Origin of the sequence: Lactobacillus sp. ESL0791, assembly GCF_029433255.1 — a bacterium.
Classification (GTDB): Bacteria; Bacillota; Bacilli; order Lactobacillales; family Lactobacillaceae; genus Lactobacillus.
In genome coordinates, this window is sequence record NZ_JAQTHU010000004.1 from 1 (window position 1) to 8,076 (window position 8,076).

Annotated in this window: 11 protein-coding genes; 4 read left to right on the plus strand and 7 right to left on the minus strand. The window is 41.1% G+C overall.

Annotated elements, in window-relative coordinates:
- Window positions 1-1,277 precede the first annotated feature (1,277 nt).
- Both PT285_RS11255 and PT285_RS11260 read left to right on the plus strand, forming a co-directional pair.
- Entirely contained in the window at window positions 1,278-1,460 is a 183-nt protein-coding gene (locus PT285_RS11255) for a hypothetical protein (RefSeq protein WP_277150824.1), read from the plus strand.
- Window positions 1,453-1,968 (plus strand): hypothetical protein, encoded by a 516-nt coding sequence (locus PT285_RS11260; RefSeq protein ID WP_277150826.1) that lies wholly within the window; start codon window positions 1,453-1,455, stop codon window positions 1,966-1,968. Before PT285_RS11255 ends, PT285_RS11260 begins: the two co-directional genes overlap by 8 nt.
- Before the next feature lie 258 nt (window positions 1,969-2,226).
- Here the strand turns inward: PT285_RS11260 and PT285_RS11265 are convergent, their stop codons facing one another.
- The 7 genes from PT285_RS11265 to PT285_RS11295 form a co-directional block, all read right to left on the minus strand.
- Window positions 2,227-2,964, minus strand: a complete 738-nt coding sequence (locus tag PT285_RS11265) for a LysM domain-containing protein (RefSeq protein ID WP_277150828.1) — start codon at window positions 2,962-2,964, stop codon at window positions 2,227-2,229.
- Complete coding sequence (locus PT285_RS11270; protein WP_277150830.1) at window positions 2,961-3,965, minus strand: replication initiation factor domain-containing protein; 1,005 nt, start codon at window positions 3,963-3,965, stop codon at window positions 2,961-2,963. Before PT285_RS11270 ends, PT285_RS11265 begins: the two co-directional genes overlap by 4 nt.
- Window positions 3,966-4,239: 274 nt before the next feature.
- Window positions 4,240-4,560, minus strand: coding sequence for a single-stranded DNA-binding protein (locus PT285_RS11275; protein WP_277150833.1), 321 nt, complete (start codon window positions 4,558-4,560; stop codon window positions 4,240-4,242).
- Between the two features lie 10 nt (window positions 4,561-4,570).
- Complete coding sequence (locus PT285_RS11280) at window positions 4,571-5,410, minus strand: site-specific integrase (RefSeq protein WP_277150835.1); 840 nt, start codon at window positions 5,408-5,410, stop codon at window positions 4,571-4,573.
- 6 nt (window positions 5,411-5,416) lie between these two features.
- Entirely contained in the window at window positions 5,417-5,587 is a 171-nt protein-coding gene (locus PT285_RS11285; protein ID WP_277150837.1) for a YvrJ family protein, read from the minus strand.
- Window positions 5,588-5,840: 253 nt separating this feature from the next.
- Window positions 5,841-6,083, minus strand: coding sequence for a DUF2922 domain-containing protein (locus PT285_RS11290; RefSeq protein WP_277150839.1), 243 nt, complete (start codon window positions 6,081-6,083; stop codon window positions 5,841-5,843).
- 17 nt (window positions 6,084-6,100) lie between these two features.
- Window positions 6,101-6,319 (minus strand): hypothetical protein, encoded by a 219-nt coding sequence (locus PT285_RS11295; protein WP_277150841.1) that lies wholly within the window; start codon window positions 6,317-6,319, stop codon window positions 6,101-6,103.
- Window positions 6,320-7,290: 971 nt separating this feature from the next.
- On the opposite strand from PT285_RS11295, the gene PT285_RS11300 reads away from it, so the two are divergent.
- A complete protein-coding gene (locus PT285_RS11300) occupies window positions 7,291-7,821 on the plus strand; it encodes a hypothetical protein (RefSeq protein ID WP_277150843.1) in 531 nt (176 codons plus the stop codon).
- Window positions 7,822-7,863: 42 nt separating this feature from the next.
- Window positions 7,864-8,076 (plus strand): hypothetical protein (locus PT285_RS11305; protein ID WP_277150845.1); only part of this gene is annotated, 213 nt, incomplete at its 3' end.

Below are 8,076 nucleotides of genomic sequence, written 5' to 3' on the forward strand. Positions count from 1 at the left end.
AAGAGTATCCAGTATTTTTCTAAAAAGTATAATGCATTAAGATAGCTTTTTAATATTAAATTTAGAATATTTTCGACCATCAAGATTTTTGGTGGTCTTTTTTTAGTTGCAATATAATTTGTTTAAAAGTTTATCAATTTCTTGATCTTGGCTGTTACTGTTAGCTTTATTATACGAATTTGACAGTCCAATTATTCAACTTGATTTACGTAAAAGTGCAGAGAATCTCCTTCTCAACAAAATTTTTTGTTTTAATTTTCATTTTTTATGCTATGATTACGTTATCAATGCAAATAAAAAGTGCCCTCATTTGAAATGAGGGCATGAAAAAAGCTAATCCTACAACTTTGGACGGTTCCAGATTAGCTTCAACTCAAAGATAAGTATATCAAGAATACAAAAAAATTCAAGAGTTGAAGTTAAGAAAACCACCGAACTAGATTAGCCGGTGGTTTTTAATTATCTAAATTACCGTTATCAGCTGAACCAACAGGACAAAGTTGTAAAAAGGGACAGGTGTAATAGGGCCATATCAAGTAATAAATCTATTTCCGAAAACATGTAACGAATGAAGTGGGGCAAGTGGCGGTGACGACCAGCAGTAGCAAACCAGGTCAGGGCGGTACAGACGACTACTAGGTATTCGAATTAAATCATTTGTAAGGAGAATATTTAGCAGTGGAACATACGGCAGTAGCAAGCAGAACATAGCACACTGTGCTATTGACTGGGGTTAGTATATGGCGTTGCCCAGAAACTTCTAGATCATGACTAAGTGACAAAAAACAACGGCAATTGCTACTGTGCAGGGCGTTTTTTAGCTTAAATGTGTGTCGGTGTAAAAGCCGAAATTGGTAACCAACAATTGCGAAAAAGTTAGTTAGATATTTTCTTCTCCTTATTGCAAGGGGAAAATACCTAACTAACCGCTTCGCGGTTGTCTAGAATATTTAATGGGGCAAGTCTAGGCCAATGATAGTAGTAAAGTGAGAATAGAAATGTATATAAGTAAGTAGATAATGTGGGGAGAAGAAGAATTAAGAGGATAATTAGAATAGTTGTTGTTATTGGAGGATTGGTGAAGGATGTAGTGGCAGAATAGAAGAGGAAAGTGGCATGAATTCGAGCTGTAAGAAATGAGCTAAAGTTGAGATAGAACGGCGAATGATGCTTGTTTTGTAGTTGGTTGCTGGGTAATGGTAGTGTGTGCAGAGTGTTTTAGCGCGTGAGATGTTTAGAGATACTGGAAGGCTGTTGTTGGCCTGTAGGAGGTTAATATGAGTTCTCAGGGCGATGTGTATTTGCCGGCTGCTTTAATTGTGTTGGGAAAATTGTCTGTTTTGTTTTCGCAAATCGGCGTATTATTGATCTTAAAGATAATTCACAGTTTTTCGATTATTTTCGAATTTATTCGATTTAATTTGAATGTTCATTTTAAGGAAGGTGGCATGAATGGTTAAGACTGTAAATGAAATTGCTTCTGGACTAGTAAAGAATAAGAAGGATCTGGTCAGAGAAAAACAACGGGTTCGTGATGAAATTAAGAGACAGCAGATTAAGACGCAAAAGGAGAAAAATCGCTTCGTTGTTTCTGATAAAGATGCTGCAAAGATTGCTGATGCGTTGAGAGATAAAGCATCTTCGAATAAAGATGATGAGTTGGCTGTTTTAAAGAAGAAGTATGCACTTTTGCAGCAGGAAAATGAACAGGTAACGAAGGAAAATCAAAGATTAAGTTCGAAGATTGAGAAGTATGCGGATGATTTTAAAGATTTGAATGATAAACAGCTGCAGCTGAATAATCAACAGCAGCAATTGCAGGCCAGGATCTTGGAACAGACCAAAGAATTGAAGGATTCACAACAAAAGCTGCTGGAAGCTGCTGAGAAACGCTCTGAGCTGCAGGATAAAGTTGATAAGGTGACAAATGCATCATTGTGGCAACGGATCACCGGACATTTTGATTGATATGGTATGTAAAAGGAGCCCCGAAATGAAGCTTGGCTAGTTCGAGACGAAACGGAAGACGGCTTTGCCGGCTGAAGCGTCGAGAATAGACTTGCGCAATGGAGGGGCTCCTTTTTTGTTTGTTTTAAAAATAAAAAGCCAAGTAGTAGCTCTCTCGCTTCCAATGTGTCTTGATATTGCTCTCCAGCCAGCAAGCTGTCTTTCGTTTAGCAATATCAAGCCGCAAAGGTCACTTCAAGAGTTACTACTTGGGTCTGTCTACCGCACCTTGATATGTTGACCAGGGACAACCAAGTCGTCATATTTGGCGCTATTTAATTTTAAGAGGTCAGGCAGCCAGATGTCATAAAGTGTGGCCACCGTCACCCAGGTGTCGCCAGGCTTGGCAATATACTCGTCATCGAGCCAGGACAGCTGGAAGCCGCTGTTGCCCGTGTAAAAGCCGTAAAAGTCATAACCAAGATACTGGGTGTGGTTTGCGAACGTGTTGGTATAAATCCAGGTTCCGGCATTCTTGACGCCAGCATTTAAGCTGCCGGGATTGAAGATAGTGAGGTTATAACCTTTTGCAACATCTTCGAATTTCTGCAAGTAGTTTTTGTTGAAAGTAATGTCAATCTTGGCCTTGTCGACAAAGCAAGCAATGTAGCGCAATAATTCCTGCAGCTTTTCTTCACGCTTGTTTACTGTATTTGAATGCATACAGAAGATTACGACTTTGGCAGCGCTACTGTAGCCCAATTTTTTGTAAGTGCGATAAAAACAGCGGGCATCGTCCAGTGGATTAGTTAAGTCGGTGATCAGCCCCGCATGGGCACTCATACCGGCTTTTTTTGCGGCTTTGGTATGTTTTTCCGCGACTTCATAAGTTTTAACGCCGCTTAAATGCAGACAAATGATCATACTTTTGACATGATGCTTCAACAGTTCTTGATAATGCTCGGGATTGCTGGGCGTCATCGACGTGGCCCAGGCGATGCGGGGATATGTGCTCATACGGGGACCTCCTTTTTAAATAAGCTGACAGCATCGTTGTGCTTCTGTGTGAGCCGACTACCGCCGGCAACGATCGTTTTCCTTAGCCAGGTCATATCACCCTCATAGGCCTTTAAAATGGCCGCCATGGTCGGGGCCACCTGACGATCAACCCAGGCAGTCATCTGTTCGATTGATGCACTTTCTTTTTTGATTGTCAGCTGCAATTTTTCGACGTCGGCCAGCAGCTGATCCCACCAAGATGCGCTGGGCCACCTGGCTTTGTTTTGGTCAGTTGCCGGAGTAACGAAGCGTAAATACTGTCTGAGCGTCCCTCTCAGCACGTGCCCCAGGCTTTTATGGCCGTCAATCAGGTGTTCGACGAGTTTTTTGGCGCGATCTTTGCGATAGACGAGTTCTAAACGGGTCCAATTTTTTGGTGCATTATCGAACACTTGTTTGGTATTGGCCTTTCTTTCCAAACTTTTATCGTAAATGCGGCAGAACAGGTCGGATGCCTGGGAACCGAAGTACATTGTGCGGCCCAAAAATTCACCGGTAGCAGTCTGCCGCGAGTTGATTTCGTCCCATTTGCTCCAGCGCGAAGTGAAGTAGCCGGCAAGAGCTGCCTGATTGATACGGCCGTAGTTAATGATCTTTGATTCGTAATCATCGATGGCCAGGTCGATGCGTGAGAAGTTGATATGATCCATAGAATAAAGTTTGCCAATCAAGGCCAGCAGGTCATGGTTGACCGAGTAATGGCGGCAGCCCTGACCGGTAATCATGACATGAATGCCGGTTTCGCTTTTGGTCTGCGAATTTTCTGTGATTTCCTTATCTGGGGTGGTGAACATGATAAAAATACTACCGTCCTGCCACTTGAGTTGGTTGTGGTAGCCGAAACGACCCTTGCTTAAAGGGGTGAAGGAAGCAAAGTTTAAGCCTAAAAGTTGGAAAACGAATTTTAAATTGGCCTCAAGCACGGTAAACTCAAGCCAGTCAATGATTACAGAGAGCATATTTATTCTTTCTATGTGTTTGGCTGTATTTATTACCCCCCTATTAGTACCGGGGGGTGATACATACGAGCAAGTTAATTTTCTTAAGTAATTTCATCAACATGGGGCTTCGCCCCAAACCCCACGCTCGCCGCTGGGCAGGAAGAACAATTTTTGTTCTTCCGCCAAAAAGCTTATGAGTTAGAGAAGCTGTCAATTCCTTATCCTCCCAAGCTGCGCTTGGTCCGGTACCATTGACAGCTGTTTAAGTTAAAAATAATTAGTTAGCAAGAAATTAATTGCTTCTTGCTGGGTCCTGCAAAAATTGTGCGTTTTGGGCCACCACCGTGTGATAGTAGCGGCTCTTATTGGTTTCCTTATCAATTGACTGGCTGACCTGCAATCGTCCCTGAACTAAAATTTGGCGGCCTTTGCCGCAATACTTATTGACGGCAGCTGCCAGTTTGTCGAAGGCAACGCAGCGGATAAAATCAGCTTCCTGGCGGTCATTCTTGCGTGGGACGGCCACCACAAACCAGACATAAGGCTGACCTTGTGCGCTTTTCTTTAAAATTGGTTCTTGTGACAATCTACCTAATAACTTGATATCATTCATTATTTTTCTCCTATATTTCAGCTCTAATGCTGCTTAAATCGGTAATTGCGGACTGGGCATAGTGTGCGGTCATTGCTAGGCTCTTGTGGCCTAATAAAAATTGGGTTGTGGTCATCGGAACACCCTGCTCCGTCAGCAAAGCGGCAAAGGTGTGTCGCAAGAGGTGGCATCTAAAGGTAATGCCGGTCTTTTGGGCAAACTTGGTCGCATAGCCTTGCAGTGTCCGTTTGGACAGCCGGAAAAGTGGCCGATTGTCAATCGTTAGCGTCTTGCGGTACTCCCAGACGATTCTGGCCGCTGTTTGATCGACAATCGGAATGCAGCGGTCACTGCCCCACTTGGCGTCGTGAATGTCGACATAAACTGACTTGCCACGCAGGCTGACGTCAACCGGTCGTAAATGGGCGGCTTCGCCAACCCGGCAGCCGGTGCCCAGCATCAGCCAAAAAGCGGCGCGGGCATTTTCTTGCAGGCTATTAACGTAATCCTTAAATATGGCCAATTCTTCGTCATTTAATCGCCGAATACGCCTGGTTTCGGTCGATTTAGGAAAATAATCTTGGGTGACGATAACGGCAGGCAGGATCCCTTGTTTGACTAACCACTTATTAAATACGACAAAAGTCGCTAATTTATTTTTTACAGTTTGTGTTTTTTGCCCTTTCTTTTGCAGATAACGGATAAAATCCAGGACATCTGCTCCGGTTATGTCCTGCAAAGTGATTTTTTCTGTAGCAAGAAAGGTGCCTAATTCGGCCAGGCGGATCTCGTACTCTTTAATTGTCCCAGGTGCCCGGCCCTCTAAGAGTTTGTCCGCAATGAATTTTTTGACGATTTCTTCGAATTGCATAAATATTTAAATTTGTCGTGTCCTTACACCAGGTTCCTTGTGTGTTGACTTAATTGCGCTAGCCAGCTGATTAACGGCATCGGTCAGCCCATCGAGCTTATTTTCGATGCGCATAATCAGCAAAATCGCAATGGCCACACCGGCAGCCTGGTCCAGGATCAGTTTTAATAGCTCCAAATTAACCTCCTTGCTGGATAATCGCGCCCACGTTTTGCGCGCAAACTTTGCAGAGGTCAAGGGAGCCGACAATCATGCTTGACGTTTCCGCATTGTGTACGTCCAGCCGGTAATGCACGTCCTTGACCCGTTTGCAGAGTTCGCACTTCTTGTACATTGGCTGCGAATATTCCGCCAGAATAAAGAATTTGTTCATGGTTCTCCTTAAAAATAAAAGGCAAGGGTGCTGCCCTTGCCTTGATTAACTTAACTGTTAAGCATTTTTAGCATCTTCGATGTTAAAGATGTTGTCAGTCGCAGTTGTGTAGTACTTGGCACCAACAACTGAATTGTAAATCACGACCTCGCCAAGGCCGAAAGCCTTGGCAGCAGCAATCTTATCCATTGCAGCCTTGACGGTTGCTTCGTCCAAACCATCTTTGGGATTGCTGATCGTAATTGTTTTGTTTGTATTGTGCGAGTTAGCAAAGACTAACTTTAATACCTTTTTAGCCATAATATCTCCTTTCTAAATTATTCAGCTTCAATTAAGTGGGCATTGTCAACCTGTGTTAATGTCACAGCAGTTAAAACGCCGTCAGTAAGGCTCTCAAGCGCTTCGACAACTTGGCCAACCTGGGTATCAGTGGCATCTTCCTTAAGATGAGCCAGTGACATGTCAGTTTTGCCGTCATCTGTCGCATAGGTCAGCTTGATCTTGCGTGAATCGAAGGCAGTTTCTAACGTCTTCATAAATTTTCCTCCTTTGTGAAATAGACTAATGATGGGGAATTTGTAGCACAAAAAAAGCAGTGATACTTTCCCACTCGTTTAAAACGCGCGTGCATCATTGCTTGCTTTTCTTTCGAAATAAATTTGTTCTTTCTTGATGTGTCATCAGTATATCGTGGATTGCGATTTAAGGCAAGGACGATTTTGGGACAACAAAAAAAGACGATCCTTCTGGGATCGTCACCGCGCGTTGCAAGTAGTCACCTTGCACTACACGCTCTCTACTTCCTCATACGATGATGAAGTGTTACTTATTCTAGGAAAATTATACCATAGATAAATAAATCTGGTAAACTGATTAAGCACGCTCTGCGCGCCATCTTGAGAGGTCTAGTCAACCTTTCTTTAAAGGAGGTGTTTGTCATGCATGAGTTTGTGTTACTTATTCTACTGTGCTTTCTTTTCGCTAAGGCGGAAGGGATCTTTAATGCCATTAATGACATTTTAGATAAACTGCTAAAACTGTTTAAGTAAGTCGCAGGGAGAAGCCGGGGGTTAACCTCGGCTTTTTCGATTGGTCTAATTGTGAAATTTGAAAAGATTGTAAAATAAAAGCCCGATTTCTCGGGCTTTTTAATCCTATATGACTTTGCTTTCACAAGCGGCTGTTTTTATCAGCGGCTAAATACTAATCTAGCAGCTGTTTTTCATTAACTGCGGATTATGTGCATTATGTTAAGTTATAGGTGGTATATATCAAAAAAGCGCAATCATAATTACATATATTAAATTATTATTAATACGGAATGAATAAACTGGTTATTTGTTGATAAGGATTAAAATTCAGCGTATATTTCATGAAAATTTATTAATTATATTTGGAGATGATTAAAATGAAACGCGAATAATTAATTTCAGACGGCAAGTAAGAAGAGTTGGGTAAATTAACTACTACTCACTCGAATTAATCAAAAATTCAAGGAGCAATAATTATGACATTGAAGAAAACAGTAATTACAGGATTAACAACATTAGCATTGAGTCCAGTCGCAGCAGCACTGGGAAATGGAATTCTTACAACTCAAGTTGTACATGCAGATACTATTACTGCAAATACCCAACAAAGCAATAATGATGAAACTAAAACCTTTTTTACTAATGAAGAATTGTTTGATGTGCTTGAAGCTAAAGGCTATAATGTAAAAAGCATTCTAGGAGAAAAAGAATATCAAGCAGCCTTAACGCAAGATTTAATGCGTAATGGTGGAACGTATGTTTCGACTAACAGTCATGGATTTACTCTTTATGTAAACAGTGCACTTGTTAAAATAGCTGCTTACGGTGGTGCTGGAGCTATTAGTTATGCTTTGTCAACAGTCTTAGTTGCAGCTGGACATCCTTTAGTAGCTGCAACTGCTGCAACAATTATAACTAATGCTGCAGGTAACAATAAGGCTTGTGAGAGAGGAATTTATATAAGATTTAGTAATAAAGGAAATCCAATTACCTGGGGTTGTCAATAAAGAGTAACTTCTGTGTATTATTAAAAAGATAGGAGATACTCAATGAAAAATGAAAGCGAATCTAAAAAAATTAAATATATTACATTCTTTATATATTTTATTGGTTATTTTTTAATTATAGCAATAACAAATATGTTTGATAAACAAATACAACTATTTATTCATAGTATAAATATTTTTAGTAACTTTTCAGACAGCTTAATAAGAATTTTATATCTATTTTTACTATTTTGCGTTTTAGAAAAGCTTTATCAA

What these genes read in the sequence shown, in the direction of transcription:
- PT285_RS11255 (WP_277150824.1), top strand. Translation starts at nt 1,278, where the DNA reads ATGAGTTCTCAGGGCGATGTGTATTTGCCGGCTGCTTTAATTGTGTTG.
- PT285_RS11260 (WP_277150826.1), top strand. Translation starts at nt 1,453, where the DNA reads ATGGTTAAGACTGTAAATGAAATTGCTTCTGGACTAGTAAAGAATAAG.
- PT285_RS11265 (WP_277150828.1), bottom strand. Translation starts at nt 2,964, where the DNA reads ATGAGCACATATCCCCGCATCGCCTGGGCCACGTCGATGACGCCCAGC.
- PT285_RS11270 (WP_277150830.1), bottom strand. Translation starts at nt 3,965, where the DNA reads ATGCTCTCTGTAATCATTGACTGGCTTGAGTTTACCGTGCTTGAGGCC.
- PT285_RS11275 (WP_277150833.1), bottom strand. Translation starts at nt 4,560, where the DNA reads ATGAATGATATCAAGTTATTAGGTAGATTGTCACAAGAACCAATTTTA.
- PT285_RS11280 (WP_277150835.1), bottom strand. Translation starts at nt 5,410, where the DNA reads ATGCAATTCGAAGAAATCGTCAAAAAATTCATTGCGGACAAACTCTTA.
- PT285_RS11290 (WP_277150839.1), bottom strand. Translation starts at nt 6,083, where the DNA reads ATGGCTAAAAAGGTATTAAAGTTAGTCTTTGCTAACTCGCACAATACA.
- PT285_RS11295 (WP_277150841.1), bottom strand. Translation starts at nt 6,319, where the DNA reads ATGAAGACGTTAGAAACTGCCTTCGATTCACGCAAGATCAAGCTGACC.
- PT285_RS11300 (WP_277150843.1), top strand. Translation starts at nt 7,291, where the DNA reads ATGACATTGAAGAAAACAGTAATTACAGGATTAACAACATTAGCATTG.